We start from the raw sequence: 22824 nt of genomic DNA on the forward strand, positions 1-22824 counted from the left end.
TTTTAATGCTTGTTGCAGAGTTTTCTTTGTCTCGGAACTGAGAAAGTTTTTAGCAGGCATTCACTTTTTCTGAATATTATTATGTTATATTATACCAATATGCGTTTTAAATGCACAACAGCTTAAGCCGATTAAGCGTACCATGACTCTAGCTGATATTGAAGCTTTGAAGCCTTTTCACTGGGGCTATGAGTTTGATGAAATTTTGCATCAACGTGGCGGATTTGATGCAATTATTACCAATCCACCTTGGGAAATTTTTAAGCCAGATGCTAAGGAGTTTTTTGCTGAGCATAGCAATTTGGTGACGAAAAAGAAGATGGATATTAAGAGTTTCGAGAAAGAGCAAAAGAAACTCTTGCAAGATATTGAGGTTTCTAATGCTTGGTTGGAATATCAGAGCAATTTTCCTCATATCAGTGCTTATTATCGTTCAGCGGAACAGTACAAAAATCAGATTTCGATTGTCAACGGTAAAAAAGCAGGTACGGATATTAACCTCTATAAACTATTTGTAGAACAATGTTTTAATCTGTTACGCAGTGGTGGCGAGTGTGGGATTGTGATTCCTAGCGGAATTTACACTGACTTGGGTACTAAGCAACTGCGGGAGATGTTATTCAGTCAAACCAAAGTCACGGGTTTATTTTGTCTGGAAAATCGTAAAACAATTTTTGAAGGAGTTCATAAGAGTTTCAAAATAGTTGTCCTTACTTTTGAGAAGGATGGGATAACAACTGAGTTTCCCTCAGCTTTTATGCGTCTTGATGTGGATGAACTGCAAAGGTTCCCTAGTGCTGAGAGCTTGCAAATTAGTATTGAATTAGTGAGGAAGTTATCTCCTGACTCTCTGTCGGTGATGGAGTTTAAAAATCAGGGAGATATTCGGATTGCTGAGAAAATGCTGCAATTCCCTTTACTTGGCGAACAGATTGAGGGGAAATGGAATCTGCGGTTAACTCGTGAATTTGACATGACTAATGACAGTCATTTATTCCAGCAAGAACCTGGAAAAGGGAGACTGCCACTTTATGAAGGAAAAATGATTGAGCAGTTTACTCATACTCTTTGCCAACCGCGTTATTGGATAGAGGAATCACAAGGACGAGCTGCGATACTTGGAAAAGAACAGGATAGAGGTCAAACTCTAGATTATCAGACTTATAGATCGGGATTTCGTAAGATTGCAAGGAATACAGACACAAGAACAATGATAGCAACAGTTATCCCACCCTATTTTAAAGCAGAAAATTTTCAATCTGTGTTGCGTTACTCACAAGGTATTGAGACTCCACCTAATAATCATCAATGTTTGTATTTAGTAGGTGTTTGGAATAGTTTTGTTTTAGATTATGCACTTCGATCTAGAATTTCAGCTAATATCAACTTTTTCTATGTTTACCAGACTCCAGTCCCGCGATTAACATCAGGTGACAAATACTTCTGGGACATCGTACAGCGCGCCGCCAAACTAATCTGTACCGCCCCAGAATTTGACGAATTAGCCCAAGAAGTCGGCTTAAACTCCCACCGAGAAGGCGTTACCGATGAAACAGAACGCGCTAAATTGCGCGCCGAATTAGACGGCATCATCGCTCATCTTTACGGCTTAACCGACGCAGAATTTGCCTATATCCTGACTACTTTTCCGATTGTGCCAGAAACCGTCAAACAAGCAGCATTAGCAGCCTATCGCACCTTTGCACCAAAATCAGGCGAACCATAAAGGCGGGAAAGAATAGAAAGAAGAGGAGACGGCAGTGCCGTTTCCCTACAAATAATTGGGCGATAGTTACATATCTCGTGGATGAAAATTGATGATTTTGCGGTAGGGAAAGGGCATTGCCGTCTCCTCCGTTGCCACAATTAATCGGAAAATTGAGGATTTTGCGGTAGGGAAAGGGCATTGCCGTCTCCTCCGTTGCCACAATTAATCGGGGGATGATTACATCTTTCATCGAGGAAGATTGATTATTTTGGGGTAGGAAAACGCCATTGCCATGTCCTCCTATCATCTCTGCCTTCTTAATGACTGCCACCAACGCAGTGTCAAATTGCGATCGACCCGAATTAAAGCAATTGTGAGGTTATTTATTATAATAAGTGAGAACTAAATACCATCGGATTTTTTGACTGAGGAAATTAAGGACGATCGCACTCGGCTGCTCTATTTCCTTGCAAGGGCGATCGCAACTGAGCCCGCAACCGAACCTAACATTTACATAATGCCTCTCGCTCCGGAACTCCGATCGCTCCTCTTGAAGCTAAAATCAAACAACAACCCAAAATAAATCTATGGGACTCTTTGACAAGATTCGCGGCGAATTTGTCGATATCATCGAATGGTTAGACAATACCAGCGACACCATTGCCTATCGATTCGAGCGTCACCAAAACGAAATTAAACAAGGTGCTAAACTAACTGTACGACCAGGACAAATAGCCGTCTTTGTCAGCGAAGGCCAAGTGGCCGATGTCTTCGCTCCGGGAATGCACGAACTGTACACCCGCAACTTACCCATTCTGAGTACCTTAAAAGGTTGGCCCTACGGTTTCAACTCTCCCTTCAAAGCAGAAGTCTACTTTTTTAACACCAAAATATTTACAAACCTGAGATGGGGAACCTCTAACCCTGTAATTATCCGCGATCCAGAACTCGGCCCAGTGCGAATGCGGGCTTTTGGCACATACAACATTAAAGTTTCCCATCCAGAACAACTCTTAAAACAACTAATCAGCACTGACGGACTATTTCAAGTAAATGAAATCAGCGATCAACTCCGCAATACAATAGTCAGTGCCTTTGCCAATTGGGTTGGCAATTCCCGCGTTCCCCTGCTAGACTTTGCAGCCAATTACACCCACATGGGCGAACAGGTGCGAGTTGCCATAGAGCCAAGTATCCAGCAGTTTGGGTTAGAATTAACTCAGCTATTAATTGAAAATATTTCGATGCCGCCTGAAGTTGAAGAAGCACTCGACAAACGAGCCTCGATCGGACTTCTGGGAAATATGCAGCAATATACCCAATATCAAGCTGCTAACGCTATAGAAGCCTCAGCAAATAACCCTAGCGGCGGCAATCAAGCATTAGAATTTGGCATGGGAATGGCACTAGGTCAGCAAATGACAAATATGATGCAGTCACCAGCATCGCAAACTCCGCCACCACCTCCCCCGCCAACACAAACTCAGTGGTATATTGCCCAAAATGGTCAACAATTAGGCCCTTTTGGATTGGAGCAACTTTTGCAAAATGGTTTGACACATCAGGTAATGGTGTGGCGTGCGGGTTTTGACGGCTGGAAGTTGGCATCGCAAGTGCCGGAATTAGCATCTTTGTTGGCGACTGTACCGCCGCCTCCCCCGCCAGCCGCGGCATAAAATTTTGCATATTTAGTTAATTGGTAATTGGCAATTGATCTGCTTTCCAAATTACCAGTTACCAATTACATCACCAATTAACCATTTTGACATCCACCCCGACCGTCGCGGACGGGGATTCCCAAACCTCACGATTTGAATTTCTGCTTCTTCGCAACTGCCTCCACCCTAAAAGAGATTTGGTCTTATGTTCGCTCCACAGACTAACCCCGCAAGCCCTGCGGTTTTTACGTATCGAATACCAAACGGAATTCTTCGTAGTTTTGATTCTAGGGATGTTTACCATTGCCCTATCCTCTTTTCCCGGTCTACCGATTTTGCTTCGCCGCCAGCACAAGGCTGAACTTCGCTCGTATAGGCTGTTTGATCCATCGTCTCGGGTGGGTCGCTGACCAATTATATTGTAATATAAAGCCGTCCTAAAAGGACGAGGTTTCTACCCAATTTTCTGATGAATACTTCGGAACCTGCTGTTAAACGTTTTCCCTGTCCTAGCTGCGGGGCTTATTTAGAGTTCAACCCCCAAGCAGGAAAGCTCAAGTGTGCTTACTGCGGCTGGGAAGATGCAATTCCCCAAACTGCTGAAGAGGTAAAAGAAAATTCTTACGAACAATATCTACAATTCGACGAAACAACGCTGACAACTTTATCAACAACAGCCCTTGAAGTAAAATGCAATGATTGCGGAGCAAGTGTTACTTTTGAACCGCCGAAAGTAGCGGGTAAATGCCCATTTTGTGCTTCTCCAATTGTGACGCAACCTGCAAAGGCTAGCCCTACCGTGCATCCAGAGGGAATTGTACCCTTTGAAGTTAGTGATAAACAGGCCAGAGAAAGCATTCAGAAGTGGCTCAGCAATCGCTGGTTTGCTCCCTCTGCTTTGAAATCCCTAGCGCAACAGGAGAAAATTCAAGGGGTTTATTTGCCGTTTTGGACTTACGACACTTATACGGTTAGTTACTATCAGGGTTCTCGCGGAGAACACTACTACGTGACTGAGACTTATACGGAAACAAACGCGCAGGGCGAAACAGAAACTAAAACTCGCGAAGTCCAACATACCAGGTGGTGGCCTGTTTCTGGCAGAGTCGATCGCTTTTTTGACGATATTCTGATTCCCGCTACAACTTCAGTCGATCGCCCGCGTCTGGATGCGTTAGAACCTTGGCATCTCAAGGAGTCGCTGCGCGCTTACAATTCATCTTATTTAGCTGGGTTTGAAGCACAGCGATCGCAAGTTTCTCTCACTCAAGGATTTGAATCTGCTAAAAATGTCATGGCCTCTACTATTCATTTCGATGTTTGCAGGAATATTGGTGGCGACGAGCAGCGGGTTCACAGCATTTCTACTGATTACAATGCTATCACTTTTAAGCATATTTTGCTACCTGTGTGGCTGTGTGCCTATCGTTATCAAAACCAGCGATATCAAGTAATGGTTAATGCACGCACCGCTGAAGTTCAAGGCGAACGTCCCTACAGTGTTTGGAAAATTACTGCTGCTGTTGTTAGCGGCGTCGTGCTTGCGGGTGTTATGTACCTATTGTTTACTGGTAATTGGAAATATATCCGTGTTCCCGGTCTCCCTCAACCGCAACCCCAACCAACTTCCCTACCTGTACCTAGCCAAAGTTTACCGCCAGTTCCTATTCCCTCTACCGCGCCTGTACCGAACAAAAAATTACCGCCAGCACCTATTCCCTCTTCTAATTAGTTCATTCTTCCTTTTTTATTGAAACGAAGTACAACCGCATCTCTGAGCGATCGCCCTCACAGAAGAGTGCGATCGCTTTCTAAACTGTATTGCCAACATTCAACTGACCGAGGCGCTTCAAAATACTCAGCACGCTGTACAAATCATTCCCCGGATTGAACATAGAAAACCAGCGAGAAAAAGCGTACTGCGGTGTTTCCCGCTTAACTAACTTGACAAATAAAAAACTAGAGCCATTCATTAACAATCCGTAAGTAGATCGATCGGCACTCAGATTCGCTAACATATAAGCTAGTAACTGCGGAATCCCGACCTCCAAAGAAAACGCAGCCTTCTTGGACTCGATCACCACTACCCAAAACTCCTGAAACAAAGCCAAAACATCCAACTGTCCTCTGACAATCATTCCTTCATCTTCGTCAATAATTTCTACAGACTTTTCTGAAGTAACATGAAAAGGAGCAAGATAGAAATCAGCTAAATCCAAAAACGGAGACAGCACAACCATTTTGACTGTATTTTCGAGAAGTGGCGGATGTTTGAGCAAATTCCTGTAACTTGCCTTCACTCTGTCCAGCCGCTGTTTCTCAGCTTCCGAGATTTCTGGTAAATCATCTTGCCACTCGCGAAAGAATTGGTCATCTTCAACCCATTCAATTTTGAATTGGGTTTCCAAATCGTTTAGTGCGACATTTCTAGCTTGAATTGTTTGTACCATAAATGCAACTAATTTATTGAAATTTGCCTCATAATTAATGATAGCAAAACTTGCTAAATTTCTGTTAATTGCGTTTCCTAGTGCCGTATGCCCTAAGAAACGCAATTAAGGTCAGACCCGCAGTCCGGCAAGTCCGGCAAGGGTTGAAACCCCTGCCTCAAAGCTAAAGTCCTATAAAAGAGGAATGAAGAACTCATTAGTCTTCTTTCAGAGGACTTGCGCTATGAGACAGGGACTTTCAGTCCCTGGCGGACTTTCGTGCTAAGCCGATACCTCCAAGCACAGCCGTGTCCCTACAGATTTCCCAAAAAAATGTAACGAGTTGTAAAGTATAATTAAACCGAAGCGAACACAGAGGCCAAGTAGTATCAAATGCGAGTTGCGATCGCCGGAGCAGGCTTAGCAGGACTTTCCTGCGCTAAATATCTTACCGACGCGGGCCACACCCCCATCCTCCTAGAAAGTCGGGACGTACTCGGCGGCAAAGTCGCCGCCTGGAAAGATGCAGACGGCGACTGGTATGAAACCGGCCTCCACATCTTCTTCGGTGCATACCCGAATATGCTCCAACTCTTCAAAGAACTTGACATTGAAGACAGGCTGCAATGGAAAGAACACTCGATGATTTTCAATCAGCCGGAAACCCCCGGAACCTATTCCCGCTTTGACTTTCCCGACCTTCCGGCTCCCTTCAACGGCGTCGCAGCCATCCTGAGCAACAACGATATGCTCACCTGGCCCGAAAAAATCCGCTTCGGTATAGGTTTGATTCCGGCGATGCTTCAGGGTCAAAGATACGTCGAAGAAATGGATAAATACTCGTTTTCCGACTGGCTCAAAAAGCAAAACGTCCCCCCCAGAGTCGAAAAAGAAGTATTCATCGCCATGTCCAAGGCGCTCAACTTCATCGATCCCCACGAAATATCCGCAACCATACTGCTGACAGCCCTCAACCGCTTCTTGCAAGAGAAAAACGGCTCGAAAATGGCTTTTTTAGACGGTTCCCCCACAGAAAGGTTGTGTCAGCCGATGGTAGACTACATAACTGAGCGCGGCGGTGAAGTACGGCTGAATGCACCTATCGGGGAGTTTTTGCTCAACGATGACAACACGGTGCGTGGCTTCCAGATTCGGGGAGTAAAAGGGGCAGAGTCAGAAATTCTGACGGCCGATATTTACGTTTCCGCGATGCCGGTTGACCCGCTGAAGCTGATGATGCCGAAACCTTGGGGCGAAATGGATTATTTCAAACAGCTCGAAGGTTTGGAGGGAGTACCCGTCATTAATGTACACTTGTGGTTCGATCGCAAATTAACTGACATCGACCATTTGCTGTTCTCGCGATCACCCTTGCTGAGCGTCTACGCCGACATGAGCAACACCTGCCGCGAATATGCCAACCCAGACAAATCAATGCTGGAACTGGTTTTAGCACCGGCCAAAGACTGGATAGGCAAATCTGACGAAGATATCGTCGCAGCCACAATGGTCGAGTTAGAAAAACTCTTTCCCGATCAAATCCCAGAACCAGCCAAACTGCTCAAATATCACGTAGTCAAAACCCCTCGTTCCGTCTACAAAGCCACTCCCGGACGCCAGCAGTGCCGTCCCACACAAACAACTCCCATTAGCAATTTCTATCTAACGGGGGATTATACAATGCAGCGTTATCTTGCGAGTATGGAAGGTGCCGTGCTTTCTGGTAAGCTGACAGCGCAGGCTATTTCAACGGCCAATAACCAATGAAAAATTAAGAATTTTTCATAAAGACGTAAAAAATCTCCCGTTTTCTAAACGGGGGAAAATCAGTTCTAATCTTTAAATTTCTTATTCTCGGATGCTGCAACTGTCAAAACTCCAGTGCATGAGAACTCTGGCCTCTGTGGATGACTCTTACGAACTGTGCCGCCAAGTCACGGCGAGTTATGCCAAAAATTTTTATTTAGGCACTCAACTCATGCCCGAAGCCAAGCGTCGGGCGATTTGGGCTATTTACGTCTGGTGCCGCCGCACCGACGAACTCGTAGACGGGCCGGGTTCTGATGCAACGACCCCTGAAACCCTCAATCTGTGGGAAAAACGGCTAGAATCTGTGTTTGCCGGCCATCCTCACGACGACTACGACGTAGCTTTGGTGGATACCCTGTCTCGTTTCCCGATCGACATTGGGCCGTTTCGAGAGATGATTGCGGGCCAGCAAATGGACTTGTACCGCAGCCGCTACGAAACTTTTGAAGAGCTCAATCTTTACTGTTATCGAGTAGCTGGTACTGTAGGGCTGATGTCGATGTCTGTCATGGGTGTAGGCGAATCGAGCTCCGCTGCTAACTGGAATTGGCATTGGGGGAATAGAATTCCCAAAGAAGAAGCCATCTCCCTGGGTATTGCCAAGCAGTTGACTAATATTCTGCGCGATGTCGGAGAAGACGCCCGCCGCGGCCGCATTTATATTCCCTTAGAAGACTTAGCCTTGTTTAACTACACCGAAGAAGATTTATTCAACGGTGTCATTGACAACCGCTGGCGGGAATTGATGCGTTTTCAAATTCAGCGAGCTCGCAAATTATACGCCAGCGCCGAACCGGGAATAAAAGTGCTCAGTCCCGATATCCGCTGGACTGTTTGGGCGGCTACAATGCTGTACAGCAGAATCTTAAATGCGATCGAACGTAATCAATATGATGTGTTTCAGAAGCGGGCTTATGTTACCAATTCTCAGAAACTGCTGTGTCTCCCCGCCGCTTGGATGAAGTCAAAAGTGCTTTAACCGCAGGCAATTTTGCTGGCGATTCGGCAACGGGTAAGGGGTATTTGTCAAGTTACAAATTATATGATGTCCAGCAAATTGCATATTAGGTTTGTGGGGATGCGGTAGTGCCGTGTCCCTAAGTTTGGTATGTTAACTTAAGTCAAATTCTAAGTCATATTAGTGGAGTAGCGGGCGGAATTGGCAATTGGGCGATCGAACTTTCCAACAATTGCTTTTCCTGCTGGAGTTTTGCTTCTAAATTTTGAATTTGTTCTCGGCGGGCTTCAACTTCAATCAAGCGGCGAGACAATTCTTGACTCTGCAAAGTGAGAGATTGCCGCCAATCTTCTGCTTTCTGGGCTTCTTGCTGCAAAAAATCGGGAGTAAAGCCTGTTGTTAAATATTTCTCTACTAATTGTAGTACCCAATTTGTAGCTGCTTGAATATGCAAAACCTGGCTATTTTCGTCAACAGTTGCTAATACTAAAATCCCTTCATTTAATACATTCGTTGCAGAGTTAATTGGATTTTGAGCAAAATCTTTCTGTAATGTCAAGAAACTTTCTTCACTAAGAATAGCCCAAGTATGGTCAGAATTTTGGCAAGCCAGCAATTGCAGACTTATCTCGCCTAAATTTTCCTGATTTTGTACTTGGGCTAAATATAACATGAGGGTTATTGGTTATTGGTTATTGGTTATTGGTTATTTGTTATTGGTTATTTGTATATCTCGCTTCTAGCCGAGTATCGATCCCCCTAAATCCCCCTTAAGAAGGGGGACTTTGAACCCTCTTGTCCCCCCCTTAATAAGGGGGGTTAGGGGGGATCTAGACTTCGATAAAAACAAAAGAGACGGTCTGTTTAACGTGTTTGTTGTCACTAATGGGCATAGCCTGGGAACAAGATTACAGTCCACAGTCAACTATTAAAACAACTTTAGCCGATCGCGCCTGCGGTGCGTGAGAGTCAATATTTTCCTTGCCATTCCAAATTATTCAACCTCACGCACCCTACAAATTGACTAAAAACAGTCAACAGTCAACAGTCAACAGTCAACACTATTAAAACACCTTTAGCCGATCGCGCAAAATTTCCGCTTGTTTTTGGGCTTCCGCCAAAGCATCCCTCGCCCCCTGAACAACATCAGGAGTAGCCTTATCCACAAACTTCTGATTAGTCAAACGCGCCGCAGTATGCTTAATTTCAGCTTCCACCTTGCTCAACTTCTTCTCTAATTTAGCACGCAAAGCCGCCAAATCCACCACCCCAGCCAGAGGAATCAATACTTGCACAGTACCGACAACCCCAGCAATTGTCTGTCCCAAATCTGTATCCAAACTAGCAGTAACTGTCAGATTTTCGACTTTTGCCAAATCCTGAATGTAAACGCCTCCATCTGAGATTATTTGGCGTTCTTTCTCGTTTTCGCTTTGCAAAATCGCCGTCACCTTCACACTTGGCTTGATATCAGAATCCGCCCGCAAATTGCGAATAGTGCGAATTGTACCGAACAACAACTCAAACTGCTGTTCCAAATCAGAATCAATGAGTGATGCGTTTGCTTCAGGATAAGCTTGCAAAGCCAAACATTGATCGTCACCTGTTTGAGTCAGAGTGTGCCAAATTTCCTCAGTAATGTGTGGCATAAAAGGATGCAGTAGTTTCAGAATCCCTTCCAACACAAAAGCAAAAGTTTGCTGTGCCACTTTCTTAGAATTTTGTTCAGCATCCTGTTGCAAGCGAGACTTGACTAACTCAATATACCAGTCACAGAAATCGCCCCAAATAAACTCATAAAGTCCCTTCGCCGCTTCCCCCAAACCGTAATTTTCCAAACAATTGCAGCTTTGTTGCACAACTTGATAATAGCGAGAAAGAATCCAGCGATCGCACAATTCTAACCCTTCTTCTCTCCCTCCCTCGGTAAGGGGTGGTTGGGGGGGGTGAGGACTTCCCAACTGCTGCGGCGTCTGTCCCTCCAAATTCATCATCACAAACCTGGCCGCATTCCACAACTTATTCGTGAAGTTCCGCGAAGCTTCCACCGATTTCGATTCATCAGTTTTGCGATCGTACTCCATGCGAATATTTTGACCGGCCCCAACCACTTCCTTAACCAAAGTGTAGCGCAAAGCATCAGTACCGTACTTACCAATCAACAGCAGCGGGTCGATACCATTATTTTTACTCTTAGACATTTTCTGACCGTTTTCATCCAACACCAAACCGTGAATGTAAACAGTATCAAAAGGCATCTTTTCAGTAAAATGTCCTGCCATCATCGTCATTCTAGCAACCCAGAAAAAGATGATATCAAAACCTGTAACCAAAGTAGTTGTCGGATAGTAAAACTCCAAATCTTTAGTTTCGTCCGGCCATCCCAAAGTTGAGAAAGGCCACAACCCGGACGAAAACCAAGTATCCAATACATCTGGATCTCTTGCTAGCTTGACATCCTGACCAAATTTAGCCGTAGCTTTTTCCTTAGCTTCAGCTTCATTTTTTGCAACTATAAAAGGTGTTGTATCAGTAATTTCTCCTTGGGTTTCGCTAACAGCATACCAAGCCGGGATTTGGTGTCCCCACCACAATTGTCGGGAGATACACCAATCCTTCAGCTTCACCAGCCAATCGCGATAAACCTTTGTCCATCTGTCAGGAACAAAGACTGGTGAGTTACTTTTATCTAATGCTTCTAAAGCTCGTTGAGAAAGAGGATCGATCTTCACAAACCATTGTGTAGATATCAAAGGTTCGACCGGGACTTTGCCGCGTTCGCTGTAGGGAACAGTATGCTTATAATCTTCTATTTTAACTAAAACCCCGTCCGTTTCTAACCGTTTTACCACATTTTTCCGGGCAACAAATCGGTCTTGTCCCTGGAAATCTCCGGCATTTTCATTTAAAGTGCCGTCCTTATTCATAATGTTAATAAACGGCAAATTGTGACGTTTACCCATCTCGAAGTCATTCGGATCGTGGGCGGGAGTCACCTTGACACAACCTGTTCCGAAAGTCGGATCTACAAACTCATCAGCAATGATGGGAATTTCGCGATTGGCGATCGGCAAAGTCACAGTTTTACCGATAAGATGTTTGTAGCGATCGTCCTCTGGATTCACAGCCACCCCAGTATCGCCCAACATCGTTTCCGGCCGAGTCGTCGCCACCTCCAAATAACCAGAACCGTCCGTCAAAGGATAGCGGAAATGCCACAAATGCCCGTCAACTTCCTGCTGATCAACCTCCAAATCCGACACAGCAGACTGACTCGCCGGACACCAATTCACCAGGTAATTACCGCGATAAATCAGCCCCTCATCGTACAAGCGGACAAACGCTTCTAAAACCGCAGCGGATAAGCCTTCATCCATCGTAAAGCGTTCACGCGACCAATCAACAGACACGCCCAAACTGCGTAATTGATTGGTAATAGTATTGCCAGATTCAGCTTTCCACTCCCAGGCCCGTTCCAAGAATTTTTCTCTACCTAAATCGTGGCGAGTTTTGCCTTCTGCTTTGAGTTGCTTTTCGAGAATAGTTTGAACTGCGATGCTAGCATGATCCGTTCCCGGCAACCACAGGGTATTGCGTCCAGTCATGCGGTGATAGCGGACGAGGACATCAATCAGCGTCTCTTCAAAAGCGTGTCCCATGTGGAGGCTGCCCGTGACGTTGGGCGGCGGGATAACTACACAGTAAGGTTCGCCGCCTTTTTCGGGGTCAGCTTTGAAGGTTTGGTTGTCTTCCCAGTATTTTTGCCACTTGGCTTCGGTGGCTTGGGGGTCGTATTGCGGGGGTAGGTTTGCGGTCATTGGCGAGAGGGTGCAGGTTTTATATATAAGATTGTGCCACAGCGGGGGGAAGAGAAGAGGTTTGAACCGCAGAGGGCGCAGAGGGCGCAGAGGGAAGAGTGTTGCGAGGGTTTTGGATGTCGTAAAAAAACCTTTTATCCCTCCCCTCTCTGCGCTCTCTGTGTTCTCTGCGGTAAAATCCTCTTAATATCTATTCACGTCTTTACAATCCACTCCATTAAGAGAAGAGTTTTGAACCGCAGAGGGCGCAGAGGGCGCAGAGGGAAGAGTGTTGCGAGGGTTTTGGGTTATGATTTTGATATGGGTTTGAGAAGAGGAGAGGGGAGTTGGCAGAGGATCTTAATGAGTTGACTTATGCTGTGATTGGGGCGGCGATGGAGGTTCATAAGGAGTTGGGGCCGGGGTTTTTGGAAGCGGTATATGAGAATTCGTTGCGTGAAGAACTCTCGCGCCGGGGAATTCCTTTTCAACCTCAACCTACAGTAAATGTAACTTATAAAGGTGTTGTGGTTGGGGAAGGCAGATACGATATGCTGGTTGCCAACACTATCGTAGTTGAATTAAAGTCAGTCCAAACTCTACTTCCTATTCATGAGGCTCAAGTTATCTCCTACCTCAAAATGACTGGTTATCCTCTAGCCCTTCTCATCAACTTCAATGTCCGCTTTTTAAAAGAAGGAATCCGCCGCCTCATCCTCTCCTAAAAAACCCTCTCATCCCTCTCCTCTCTGCGCCCTCTGGGGTTCATTCCTCTTAATATCTCTAATTATTTCACTTCCTTATAATCCACTCCATAACTCGTATCTCTCCCCGACAAATACGTCGTTTTCCCCGTTAAAGTCTCCAGAGCTTTTTTCGTTTCAGCCGAAGTAATCGAATTCAGCGGTACGCCGAACTTGCTAGCCAAACCAGCCGCCACGCCCACACCTTGTCCTTGATAAATATTCACCGTTGCAATTCGCCCGACGGATACAGCCATACCGACATAACCGGACGATCGCCCGACAATGGCTAAATTCTTGACTTTGCTAGCCAAAGCGCTTTCTATCCCGAAATTATACACTGGCAGCGGCGGAATTCTCGCAGATAAATTCTTGACTCCGCCCCGCATATCGAAATCGTAGGAAAAACTGCCGATCGACTTTTCGGGTACTGTTCCCCCTTTGATAATCTCCTTCCCCGTCAGCGGATCTACCACATCGCGAACGTTCAAACTTTGCCTGATATAAATCTCGTCGGGAATAAAGACTCTCACATCTTTACCAGACTTCTTTTGTAGCCAGTATTGGAGAAATGACATTTCTCTAATCATTTCAGGAGTCGGTTTTCTGCCGTTAGCTTCCATCTTCATGATTTGGTCAACTTGGTATTTAAACAGAAACCCGTTCCAGGACAGCACATTTTTGTTATAAACGCAGACATTGCCTTTATCAAAAAAGAATCCTTTATTTTGGCTAAAGGGCAGCTTTCTGTCTATGTGATACGCTGCACCTATGGCTACGCTTCTGATGTCGTAGCCGTCTGTATATGGCTGATAAATCGTACTCCAGAAATTCCTCATCCAGAATTTTGTACTAGCCGGATCTTTTGATTTCATAATGCTTTCTTTAATTTTTTTTACCAAAGGCCGGTTGTAGAGAATTTCATCTTCTATTCTGCGGAATTCGGACATCGTTATACCTGTAATTGTCGGAACTACAGAGACTGCTAAAGTTTCATTTTTAGATTTTATATTTTGAGATTCATATCCTGTATAATAAGATAATCCGGCTTTTCTGGCTAATTCCGCGTCTTGAGTTACGTCAATAAAAGAGTGGGCTTTAATTCTTAATGTGCTGCCTTTTACTGAGGCATATTCGATTTTTTTATCTACGACGTGGGGAGTAAGAGTTGAGTTGGAAATAACTCTGACTTTTGCTGCTGAAAGCATTTGTCTGAGAGCTTGATCTGCCCTTTTTGGGTCTAAGCAAGATTCGCGCGCATTCGCTTTATCTAAGAATTCCTTAAAACATTGGGCGTAGGGTTGGCGGTACCAACCGGGGATTTTATCTAAATCTATGTAAGCTAAACCGCCGCGGGTGAGTAAGCCGCCCAAAGGATCTCTTCCGTAGTTCGATCGCACGATCGCAACTTTGCCCTTTGCGCCTAAAGTTTTCTTAGCCCATATCGCCGCACATATCCCCGGTACTTCATCACCATATACTACTACATCAAACTTTTGCTCCGGTGATTTTTTGGGAACTACCGGAGGCGGGCTGCTGGATTTTTGCTGCTGAGTTCCAGCGTCTAAGGTGGCACTTGCTGGGTTTCTATTTGCGATATAATTTTCTATTTCTCTGAAAGGGGGATAGTTAACTAAAAGTTTTACGGCGACAAAGAAGATTGCAATTGAAGCTAATTTCTTGAAATTAGAGAGCATTCAGTTGACTCGTTTATAAATTTGCAATACCTGAAAGCGTACTTCAGGGTTTACGGAGTTGAATATAGCACGTTTAGATAGTTTCGACACAAGTTTAAATTTTCCGGCAACTGTTGTTAGAGGTTTGGCCAGTGTTACTGGTTTGGGAGGGCTGTTGATGACGGTAAGGATGGGGGTGCGATCGTATCTCAGATATCTGGTGTCGGGAAGGGCGATCGGCTACAATAAGTTAATTAATTAGGACTAAGGCAAAAAAAACCTGGTTTCTCCGAAAAATCGTGGATTTATCCGAGAGATATTGACGCATAAACCGGGTTTTTGACCAGACGTACATAAGCCCTATCAATTTTATTGAAAGGAAGAACAAGACAATAATTAAGGGTTAGCACTGATTGTTTTAAAAATTGCTTTTTGACGGTTTTGACTTTAAAATTATAGGTACTTGTAGAGGTTGGAAATGGAGGGGGTTTAAAGAAAAAGACGACATTAATGAAATAAGTCGTTTTTGATACAGCAGCTTTATTTTGTTTTTAGGGTATCGATTATGAATTACACAAATATTATTACCTGGTCTGAGATAGAAGATAGCATGGAATCTATGATATGTGAATTCCTGGATTTCTATGAAGTATTTTATAAATTTATTCCTGAACATAAATGGGGATTAATTGATGAATATACCGAAGAACGGGCAAAGTTTAGAGTCTTAGAATGGCTGGAGAATGCGTGGAAATCATTTGTCAAATCAGGAATTGTTAATTATCGCACTCAAATTGAATACTTTCAGGCATCACTTTACTGTATAGCTCTTTTTTATGTATACGCTGAATATAGCGGATTAGGAATGGTTGGTTATGAAAAGTTTTGGGATGTTGCTGATATTTTGGGAATCAATATTTGCAATTTAAAACAAGTAATAGATGAAGATTATGAAAATAAATTTCCTAAAAACAAAATTTATGCCTATGATTTAGACAGAGAAATAATCGACTTAATCAACAATGTGCGTCGAGATGTAGTAGCAATCCTCATAGAAAATTTTGGGAGTACATTAAAGTTGTCTGAATCTATCCAAAAAAGTATTCAAAGTATTCAGCCCGACTACGATTTATGTGAGGAAGATGACACATTTGACCGGACTGAGACTGAAACTCTAAATGACCTAATGGAAATAGATATGATTGCTGAAAGATGGGAAGAAATAGAAGGTGATGAGGTTAGACAAGCTGCTCTCAAATTAGCTCATTACTTTCAAGGTGAAATTATTGATCTAGAAGAAGAAATAAAACCTATGATTAATCTGGGCGACAATGATTTTCAAACAAATAGATTTAGAAATATGAAATATGATACCATATCTCCTAAATACCTCTTCTCACTGTCTACTTTTGAATTGATAGGCTATTGGGAAAATAAACGTCAATTCTCGCTTTCTCTACTTTATAGAAATTACGCTAAATTAGTTGAATATGTAGAGGAACCCTTTAATAGGCTGTGCTATTTAGTGTCGGCTAAACTACCATCACAGCTTTCTGCCTTGCCGGGAGATGCAAAATGGAATGAAGGTGAATTAGAGAAGAAATTTGGCTATTTTAAACTTTGCTATATCCGCCTTAATCGTAATTATATTACCTTTGGCTATTCCCAAGAAATCTATCGTTCCATTTTTCTTAATATTTTGCAAACTAAAGCTGATAAGCTCGAAAAAATTATTATTAAAAACAAAAATAAATATGATATACTCGATGTGTCAAACAATGAGGTTTTCATTACTAAAAATGAATTAATTAACCTATCTACCAGTCAGTTAAGCCATCAAATAGCACAATTTTTTTTCAATCACATCGATCTGATTTTGCTGGCAACTTTAGATGATAAAAAGACAGCTATCAATGACCACTTGTATTCCTTAGTCAATGAATCTACTAAGCTAAATCCCAAATATACTCTATCCAAGTGTGCCGAAGAAACTGGCTTTGACGAAACAGAACTAAACCGCTATATACGCGCCATCCACCGCAAAGGCCAAACCATCATCCAAGGCCCACCCGGAACCGGAAAAACCTTTATAGCCGAAAAACTAGCCAAACATTTAATCGGTGACGGCGGCGGTAATGGTTTCTCAGACATTATCCAATTTCATCCTATCTACACCTACGAAGACTTTATCGAAGGCCTCCGCCCAACAACTCAAAACGAACAATTAACCTACTCAATAGTTCCCGGTAAATTTCTAGAATTCTGTGAAAAAGCCAAAGCCTATAAAGACACTTGCGTTCTCATTATTGATGAAATTAATCGCGCCAATCTCTCTCAAGTCTTTGGCGAGTTAATGTATCTTCTAGATGACCGACAAGACACAAAACGCTCTATTATACTAGCCAGCGGTACACCCTTTAAGATTCCTACAAATGTCCGCATTATCGGCACAATGAACACAGCAGACCGTTCTATTGCCTTAGTTGATAATGCACTCCGCCGCCGTTTCGCATTCATTCCCGTCTATCCAAACTATGAAGTGCTGCGACAGTATCACCAAAGAGAGGAACCAGGTTTTCCCGTTGAGAAATTAATTAGCATTCTAGAAGATGTCAATCGCGCAATTAACAACAAACACTATCAACTAGGCATCTCCTTCTTTTTGACAAAAACCTTAACTGAAGATATCCAAGATATTTGGCAAATGGAAATTGAGCCATACCTTGAAGAATACTTCTTTGATAACCTGGAAAAAATGGATGAGTTTCTCTGGGATAATATCAAGACAAAATTGGGCTATTGACAATCTAACGCCGTCATTAACGCCGATACCGTGGCGTTACTGCATCCACCACAATTATGAAACCAGAATCCCGCCGAATTATCGAGCTTACAGAATATCAATTAGCCACTTTTGAACAAGACTCAATCCCCGAATCAGTAGGACAGAAAATATACCATAATTATGCCAAGGAAATCGAGATAGAATTTCCCAACTTTAAAACTAAATATCAATGGCACTTAAAATCTAAAGGCAGAGTTGGCAACATTCCAATCACTCCAGAATTTCACATCGCCATCCGCCCCAAGGTTCCCATAAACAACCTCTTCGGAATGCTTGACTATGCCTACAACCTTAAGATAAAATTTCCCCAAGGAGCGATTCAGTGCCAATTTTTAGAACAAAGTTACGAGAGATTAGCTAACATTCTTGCCCAAAAAATCCTAGAACGCTGTCGCAAAGGATTATATCGCGATTACTTATCCAAAACCGAAAGACTCGCCTACATTCGCGGCCGCGTCGATTTGCGGTCAGCCCTGCAAAAACCTTGGGATGTTAAACTAAAATGCCACTATAGCGAACAAACAGGGGATATCGAAGATAATCAAATTCTGGCTTGGACACTTTTCATCATTGGCCGCAGCGGTTTGTGCGGTGAATCTGTTTCATCCACTGTGCGAAAAGCCTTTCACGCACTCCAAGGATTTGTTACATTAAAACCTTTTAAATCAGAAGCTTGTATTGATAGAAATTATCACCGTTTGAATGAAGATTATCAACTTTTACACGCCTTATGTCGATTCTTTTTAGATTACACAGGGCCCAGTCACGCAACTGGCGATCGCGAAATGCTCCCTTTTCTCATAGACATGGCTAATTTATATGAACAATTTGTCGCTGAATGGCTCAAAGCAAATACACCAAAAGCCTTTTTTGTCAAACAACAACACCGAGTCACACATGACCAAAACTATTTCGATAAGATTGACTTAATTCTAGGCGATATTGAAACAAAAAAAGTCCAGTATGTCCTCGATACCAAATACAAAGATCCCGATAAAGTAGGCAGTGATGACCGTCATCAAATAGTTGCTTACGCCAATGCCTTAAAGTGCCAAAATGCAATTCTCATCTACCCGCAAAACCTCAAACAGCCACTAGACATAAAAAATGACGATATCCGAGTTCGCAGTCTAACTTTTTCCCTAGATAGCGACTTGAATGAAGCCGGAAAAACCTTCTTAAAATCTCTACTTCCAAACACCCTGCCCTAACTCCAATACGGTTCAGTTAAAAGTGTTTATTCCTCGGAGATCCCCCTAAATCCCCCTTAAGAAGGGGAGTAGGGGTTGACTTTGAGTAAGTTCTTGTCCCCCCCTTCTTAAGGGGGGCTAGGGGGGATCGGGCTTAACTGAACTGTATTGCCCCTAACTCTACTCTGCGCCCTCTGCGCCCTCTGCGGTTCATTTCTCCACAAAAAAAGAGGCGCAATTGCGCCTCTCAAATCTTTCATGTCTGCGTTCTAAACACTCATAGCCACTTTCGCTTCCTTCGCAGTCAACTTCTCGTAAGTCGCCCGCATCTTCAATCCGACTAACACTTGGAACAAACCAGTTCCATTGTTAGAACCAGGATATTCGCGGTGCTGGAGCAACAGGTGAGTTAACTCGCCTTCATACTTCGCAGAAGTTTTGCTCAAATGGCTTTCGATGTAAATAACTTCTTCGAGATTCTCGAACTGACCATCTACTTCCAAAATCGAGACTTCGTGACCGTAGAAAGCGTCAGGCCCGTAGTACATCTTAATTCCGGGATAGGAACAAGTCAGCTTGCGGCCGCAAGGAACCCAGTTAATTGTTGAACCTTCGTCAAACAAATACGCAGGCTCAAAATTGGCGATGCCTTCGCGCTGGATCATTTGCACGCGCAAAACTTTCCGCTCCTTGTCATCTTTGATCAAGTTGGTCGGTAACACTTGAATTACCACATCAGCATATTGCTTTTGCGGGTCGATGTAGGCGGTAAAGTCCGGTTTGCGAGCATTGATCGCAAACAGCACGTCTTCGTAACGGTGGCCCCGTTCCGCCATGTCGCGCTGGATTTTCCAAGCAATTTTTACTTCGTCGCTGATGTCGAGGTAGACGCTGAAGTCGATGAGCGATCGAACTCGCTCGTCGTACAGGGGATGCAGCCCCTCAATCACAATCACGTGATTCGGCTCTACCCGCTCTGGAGGATCGAGCAGACCGGTTTCGTGGTTGTAAATCGGCTTGTCGATCGCCCGACCTTCTTTGAGAGCCTTCATTTGCTCAGCCATCAGGTCAAAATTGTTCGCTCTGGGGTCAAGGGCTGTAATCCCTGTTTCCTTGCGCTGCTTGCGATCGAGACAATGATAGTCATCGAGGCAGATTACAGTAACGAAATCTTCCCCGAACAAATCTGTCAATCGGCGTAAAAAAGTAGATTTTCCGCATCCGGAATCTCCGGCAACGCCAATTAAAACCACGCGATCCGGCTTACTGGTCATAGTTTCCCTCTAACAAAATCACTGTTTACTAACTAACTCAAGTCTAGATTCCACAAAATTTCAGCCCGCAGGTAGCCGCAAGCAGGCTTTGTGCTGCTGTGCTACCCCGAGAGGATCGAGTTCTCACCAGCATACAGCAGTGAGTTGACTGCCTGCCCGGGCAGACCCAAGCAATCTTCAAGGCAAGTAATTAATACTAACTTTAGTGGTTAATCTTACCAGAATGCGTTCGCCCCCTACAAGCTCAGCCTCATTAAACTCCTCGAATTTTCCTTTCTCTGGTGGGGCGCTCCCCAAATCAGAAGGACTTATCGGGGCAGATCCCCCGATCGGGTAAAATATTTGCAGTACGCAGACAACAATAGCTATAGGTCAACAGCCGAACGCAACAGGGCTCGGTGAGCGCGGCGTTCGGCTAGTAGGGATTTGATACGCGAGCGATCGCAACTTCAACACTCCCGCCGGCGTGGCGAGGCCCAAAAATTGGCGCGGCCAATTAGTCCCGATGGCCTTAAGAAAAAAGTAAATTGAGTCTAACGTCACATTCTCTTTCTTTATAACTCTGTATCGTGAAGGACAAGCAACAAATGTACAGCCCAAGCATATCTGGTGTTGCGGCAAACTCAGAATCAGGCAGCCGCATCTTTGTTTACGAAGTGGAGGGTATGCGTCAGAGCCAAGCAACTGACCAAACAAGTAACCCGATTCGCCGTAGTGGCAGCGTATTTATCTCCGTGCCCTACGAGCGCATGAATCAGGAAATGCGCCGGATTGCTCGGATGGGTGGCAAAATTGTCAGCATTCGCCCCTCAAACAGCGCTCCCGAAACAAATGGCAAAGTCGCACCAGAAGCAGGGCTACAGAGTCAGAAATCTGGAGAAAAAACTAAGCCCATGACTCAAGCCAAGGAAAAAGTTCAGGTTCCTGTTAACCTCTACAAGCCGGCCAATCCCTATATTGGTAAGTGCATTTCTACAGAAGAATTGGTCAGAGAAGGCGGCGAGGGTACAGTCCGTCACGTCAAATTTGACATTTCTGGAGGCAAGTTACACTATCTCGAAGGTCAAAGTATCGGGATTATTCCCGATGGGACGGATAAAAACGGCAAACCTCACAAAATTCGGCTGTATTCGATCGCCTCCACCCGTCACGGAGACGATGTAGACGACAAAACAGTTTCTCTATGCGTCCGCCGCCTAGAGTACAAAAGCCCAGAAACAGGTGAAAAAGTCTTTGGTGTTTGTTCGACTTTTCTCACCGGTTTACAACCTGGAGATGATGTCAAAATCACCGGCCCCGTAGGCAAGGAAATGTTGTTGCCCGACGACGAGGAAGCCACCGTGATTATGATGGGTACCGGTACGGGTATTGCTCCTTTCCGGGCTTATTTGTGGCGGATGTTTAAAGAAAACAATCCCGGTTACAAATTCAGAGGTTTAGCTTGGTTGTTCTTTGGAGTTGCTTACACTCCCAACATTCTCTATAAGGAAGAGTTGGAGCAATTGCAGCGCGAGTTCCCCGATAATTTCCGCTTGACTTATGCCATCAGCCGCGAGCAAAAAAATGTTGACGGCGGCAAGATGTACATTCAAAACCGGATTCAAGAGAACGCAGACCAATTGTGGGAATTGGTTCAAAAGCCGAATACTCACACTTATATCTGCGGTTTGAAGGGCATGGAAGGCGGAATTGATGAGGGAATGTCGGCCGCGGCTGGCAAGTATGGCGTTGAGTGGGCTGCCTATCAGAAACAGTTGAAGAAAGAGCACCGTTGGCACGTTGAAACTTATTAATGTGTTACCTGATTTAATCTGATTTGTAGGGCGGGCTTTGCTCGCCCTACAATTGTTTTAAAAAGTTTTTAGTTTGGAAAAGCTTGAACGACCCACAAAAAGTGTAAAATATACAGTAAGCTCACCGAAAAAGGGAGATAACTGACATGGTTATAACTTCTACCCAAAAACTCACCTTTGAAGAATATCTGAACTATCAGGGAGAATCGGGTGTTTGTTATGAATTATATCGGGGCAATCTGATCGAAATGCCAACACTTACAGCAATACATATCAAAATTTGTGAATTTTTAGTTTATCAGTTCCGGCGCTTCTTTGCAGCACACAACCTACCCATAGTTGCAATTGTGACTACCGCAGTCCGAACCGAAGAAAACTCTTCTCGCATTCCTGATGTGGTGATTTGCACTCAGAGTCTGTGGGAACAAGTCTGTGCCCAACCTGGTTCCGCAGTCTTGGACTTTGAAGAAAAACCGCTGTTAGTTATCGAAGTTACCAGTCAAAATTGGCGGGACGACTACATTCGCAAACGGGCAGAATATGACTTAATTGATATCCCTGAATATTGGATTGTAGACCCAAATCAACCGAAAATACGAGTATGCAGTCGCCCGGAAAATGAAGGCAGTTATTCTCATCAGGAATTTTTGCCGGGACAGCAAGTTCAGTCTGTACAGTTCGCTGAATTTATTTTATCGGTTAATCAAGTGCTATGTCCGCCCCTAGTTGAAGATTTAATTCGAGAAGAACAAGCACAGCTACAGCAAGTTGAACAGCAAAATCAGCAACTAGAACAGCAAAATGAGCAACTAGAACAGCAAGTTAATGCCGAAAGGCAGCGGGCCGAAAGATTGGCGCAGCGGCTGCGAGAAATGGGGATAGAGATGGATACAGAACTTTAAATTGCCATGTAAAATCTGGATTCATTAGTCATGTAGATCCCG

General features: G+C 44.1%; 16 protein-coding genes. 11 read left to right on the forward strand and 5 right to left on the reverse strand.

Translation table 11 applies throughout. The features are described 5' to 3' along the window. Positions 1 to 142 precede the first annotated feature (142 nt). The 3 genes from QUA36_RS19195 (at position 143) to QUA36_RS19205 (ending at position 5098) form a co-directional block, all read left to right on the forward strand. Positions 143 to 1726, forward strand: a complete 1584-nt coding sequence (locus QUA36_RS19195; protein ID WP_333458744.1) for an Eco57I restriction-modification methylase domain-containing protein — start codon at positions 143 to 145, stop codon at positions 1724 to 1726. A 569-nt stretch (positions 1727 to 2295) separates the two neighbouring features. Next, positions 2296 to 3384, forward strand: a complete 1089-nt coding sequence (locus tag QUA36_RS19200; protein ID WP_333458745.1) for an SPFH domain-containing protein — start codon at positions 2296 to 2298, stop codon at positions 3382 to 3384. Positions 3385 to 3835: 451 nt separating this feature from the next. After that, a complete protein-coding gene (locus QUA36_RS19205; protein WP_333458746.1) occupies positions 3836 to 5098 on the forward strand; it encodes a hypothetical protein in 1263 nt (420 codons plus the stop codon). Between the two features lie 79 nt (positions 5099 to 5177). Here the strand turns inward: QUA36_RS19205 and QUA36_RS19210 are convergent, their stop codons facing one another. Beyond that, positions 5178 to 5816 carry a restriction endonuclease subunit R gene (locus QUA36_RS19210; protein WP_333458747.1) on the reverse strand — a complete coding sequence of 213 codons (639 nt, stop codon included), beginning with the start codon at positions 5814 to 5816 and terminating at the stop codon, positions 5178 to 5180. A 372-nt stretch (positions 5817 to 6188) separates the two neighbouring features. On the opposite strand from QUA36_RS19210, the gene pds reads away from it, so the two are divergent. Continuing rightward, positions 6189 to 7562 (forward strand): 15-cis-phytoene desaturase, encoded by a 1374-nt coding sequence (gene pds, locus QUA36_RS19215; RefSeq protein WP_333458748.1) that lies wholly within the window; start codon positions 6189 to 6191, stop codon positions 7560 to 7562. Between the two features lie 91 nt (positions 7563 to 7653). Continuing rightward, positions 7654 to 8583, forward strand: a complete 930-nt coding sequence (gene crtB / locus QUA36_RS19220; RefSeq protein ID WP_333228290.1) for a 15-cis-phytoene synthase CrtB — start codon at positions 7654 to 7656, stop codon at positions 8581 to 8583. A gap of 154 nt (positions 8584 to 8737) precedes the next feature. Here crtB and QUA36_RS19225 read toward each other — a convergent pair whose 3' ends face one another. Together QUA36_RS19225 and QUA36_RS19230 are read right to left on the reverse strand one after the other, a co-directional pair. Beyond that, entirely contained in the window at positions 8738 to 9235 is a 498-nt protein-coding gene (locus tag QUA36_RS19225; protein ID WP_333454240.1) for a hypothetical protein, read from the reverse strand. A gap of 391 nt (positions 9236 to 9626) precedes the next feature. Next, entirely contained in the window at positions 9627 to 12380 is a 2754-nt protein-coding gene (locus tag QUA36_RS19230) for a valine--tRNA ligase (RefSeq protein WP_333458749.1), read from the reverse strand. Between the two features lie 326 nt (positions 12381 to 12706). Between QUA36_RS19230 and QUA36_RS19235 the strand changes: the two genes are divergently transcribed. Further along, positions 12707 to 13084, forward strand: coding sequence for a GxxExxY protein (locus tag QUA36_RS19235; protein WP_333458750.1), 378 nt, complete (start codon positions 12707 to 12709; stop codon positions 13082 to 13084). Positions 13085 to 13146: 62 nt separating this feature from the next. Here QUA36_RS19235 and QUA36_RS19240 read toward each other — a convergent pair whose 3' ends face one another. Next, entirely contained in the window at positions 13147 to 14799 is a 1653-nt protein-coding gene (locus QUA36_RS19240; RefSeq protein WP_333458751.1) for an FAD-dependent oxidoreductase, read from the reverse strand. A gap of 58 nt (positions 14800 to 14857) precedes the next feature. Here QUA36_RS19240 and QUA36_RS19245 point away from each other — a divergent pair, with 58 nt between their 5' ends. The 3 genes from QUA36_RS19245 (at position 14858) to QUA36_RS19255 (ending at position 18834) form a co-directional block, all read left to right on the forward strand. Beyond that, the gene (locus QUA36_RS19245; RefSeq protein WP_333458752.1) at positions 14858 to 15040 is read left to right on the forward strand and encodes a hypothetical protein; all 183 of its coding nucleotides are present in this window, start codon (positions 14858 to 14860) and stop codon (positions 15038 to 15040) included. A 303-nt stretch (positions 15041 to 15343) separates the two neighbouring features. Continuing rightward, the gene (locus tag QUA36_RS19250) at positions 15344 to 17581 is read left to right on the forward strand and encodes an AAA family ATPase (protein WP_333458753.1); all 2238 of its coding nucleotides are present in this window, start codon (positions 15344 to 15346) and stop codon (positions 17579 to 17581) included. 56 nt (positions 17582 to 17637) lie between these two features. Then, positions 17638 to 18834, forward strand: a complete 1197-nt coding sequence (locus QUA36_RS19255; protein WP_333458754.1) for a 5-methylcytosine restriction system specificity protein McrC — start codon at positions 17638 to 17640, stop codon at positions 18832 to 18834. Positions 18835 to 19082: 248 nt separating this feature from the next. On the opposite strand, the gene QUA36_RS19260 is transcribed toward QUA36_RS19255, so the two are convergent. Continuing rightward, positions 19083 to 20087, reverse strand: coding sequence for a phosphoribulokinase (locus tag QUA36_RS19260; RefSeq protein WP_333165098.1), 1005 nt, complete (start codon positions 20085 to 20087; stop codon positions 19083 to 19085). A 587-nt stretch (positions 20088 to 20674) separates the two neighbouring features. Here QUA36_RS19260 and petH point away from each other — a divergent pair. Together petH and QUA36_RS19270 are read left to right on the forward strand one after the other, a co-directional pair. Continuing rightward, positions 20675 to 21880 carry a ferredoxin--NADP reductase gene (petH, locus tag QUA36_RS19265; RefSeq protein ID WP_333451623.1) on the forward strand — a complete coding sequence of 402 codons (1206 nt, stop codon included), beginning with the start codon at positions 20675 to 20677 and terminating at the stop codon, positions 21878 to 21880. A 146-nt stretch (positions 21881 to 22026) separates the two neighbouring features. Then, a complete protein-coding gene (locus QUA36_RS19270; protein ID WP_333458755.1) occupies positions 22027 to 22782 on the forward strand; it encodes a Uma2 family endonuclease in 756 nt (251 codons plus the stop codon). Positions 22783 to 22824: the final 42 nt, after the last annotated feature.

The sequence above is a fragment of the Microcoleus sp. Pol10D4 genome (genome assembly GCF_036701555.1).
Classification (GTDB): Bacteria; Cyanobacteriota; Cyanobacteriia; order Cyanobacteriales; family Microcoleaceae; genus Microcoleus.

What these genes read in the sequence shown, in the direction of transcription:
- QUA36_RS19210 (WP_333458747.1), bottom strand. Translation starts at nt 5,816, where the DNA reads ATGGTACAAACAATTCAAGCTAGAAATGTCGCACTAAACGATTTGGAA.
- QUA36_RS19195 (WP_333458744.1), top strand. Translation starts at nt 143, where the DNA reads ATGACTCTAGCTGATATTGAAGCTTTGAAGCCTTTTCACTGGGGCTAT.
- QUA36_RS19255 (WP_333458754.1), top strand. Translation starts at nt 17,638, where the DNA reads ATGAAACCAGAATCCCGCCGAATTATCGAGCTTACAGAATATCAATTA.
- petH (WP_333451623.1), top strand. Translation starts at nt 20,675, where the DNA reads ATGTACAGCCCAAGCATATCTGGTGTTGCGGCAAACTCAGAATCAGGC.
- QUA36_RS19240 (WP_333458751.1), bottom strand. Translation starts at nt 14,799, where the DNA reads ATGCTCTCTAATTTCAAGAAATTAGCTTCAATTGCAATCTTCTTTGTC.
- QUA36_RS19205 (WP_333458746.1), top strand. Translation starts at nt 3,836, where the DNA reads ATGAATACTTCGGAACCTGCTGTTAAACGTTTTCCCTGTCCTAGCTGC.
- QUA36_RS19260 (WP_333165098.1), bottom strand. Translation starts at nt 20,087, where the DNA reads ATGACCAGTAAGCCGGATCGCGTGGTTTTAATTGGCGTTGCCGGAGAT.
- QUA36_RS19200 (WP_333458745.1), top strand. Translation starts at nt 2,296, where the DNA reads ATGGGACTCTTTGACAAGATTCGCGGCGAATTTGTCGATATCATCGAA.
- QUA36_RS19225 (WP_333454240.1), bottom strand. Translation starts at nt 9,235, where the DNA reads ATGTTATATTTAGCCCAAGTACAAAATCAGGAAAATTTAGGCGAGATA.
- QUA36_RS19230 (WP_333458749.1), bottom strand. Translation starts at nt 12,380, where the DNA reads ATGACCGCAAACCTACCCCCGCAATACGACCCCCAAGCCACCGAAGCC.
- QUA36_RS19250 (WP_333458753.1), top strand. Translation starts at nt 15,344, where the DNA reads ATGAATTACACAAATATTATTACCTGGTCTGAGATAGAAGATAGCATG.
- pds (WP_333458748.1), top strand. Translation starts at nt 6,189, where the DNA reads ATGCGAGTTGCGATCGCCGGAGCAGGCTTAGCAGGACTTTCCTGCGCT.
- crtB (WP_333228290.1), top strand. Translation starts at nt 7,654, where the DNA reads ATGCTGCAACTGTCAAAACTCCAGTGCATGAGAACTCTGGCCTCTGTG.
- QUA36_RS19270 (WP_333458755.1), top strand. Translation starts at nt 22,027, where the DNA reads ATGGTTATAACTTCTACCCAAAAACTCACCTTTGAAGAATATCTGAAC.